Source organism: Oleiphilus sp. HI0086 (assembly GCF_001635225.1).
In genome coordinates, this window is the sequence record NZ_LWFZ01001421.1 from 1 (window position 1) to 709 (window position 709).

At 44.3% G+C, this 709-nt stretch carries 1 protein-coding gene; it reads left to right on the forward strand.

The features are described from left to right. Positions 1-6: 6 nt before the first annotated feature. Positions 7-709, forward strand: a 703-nt coding sequence (nhaD, locus tag A3756_RS24215) for a sodium:proton antiporter NhaD (RefSeq protein ID WP_197481516.1), incomplete at its 3' end; no start/stop codon positions are given.

A 709-nucleotide genomic window follows, 5' to 3' on the forward strand; every position in this document is an offset into this window, starting at 1 on the left:
TTAGTAATCGCTTGCACGCTACTCGCTACCAATGCGCATAGTGAGCCACAACTGATTAAGCCCTATGATTTAAGCTCGTCATGGACTGGCTATCTGGCATTAAGCGTCTTCTGTCTCGCTTATGTTTTTGTCGTACTTGAAGAAAAAATACACCTGCGAAAGTCCAAACCAGTTCTTCTAGCCGCCTCTCTGATATGGATTATTATTGCTTTTGCGTACCACCGCTCTGGTGATAGCGAATTAATTGAGCCTGCAATCCGGCATAACTTCCTTGAATATAGTGAGCTATTTTTCTTCTTACTTGTCGCCATGACCTATATTAATGCCATGGTAGAGAGAGGGTTGTTTGATGATTTACGTTACTGGCTAATATCAAAAGGTTTTAGTTATCGCCAACTTTTCTGGTTCACAGGTTTCCTGGCGTTCGTAATTTCACCGATCGCAGACAATCTAACTACCGCACTTATACTTTGCGCCGTCGTTATCGCTGTCGCAAATGGTAAGTCTAACTTCGTCTCGGTCAGCTGCGTTAACATTGTTGTCGCAGCAAATGCCGGTGGCGCATTCAGCCCCTTCGGCGACATCACCACGCTAATGGTCTGGCAAAAAGGTATTATCGAATTCAGCGATTTTTTTGCACTCTTTCTCCCCTCCTTGGTCAACTTTTTAGTTCCCGCAAGCATCATGCACTTTGCAATCCATAAAGGCA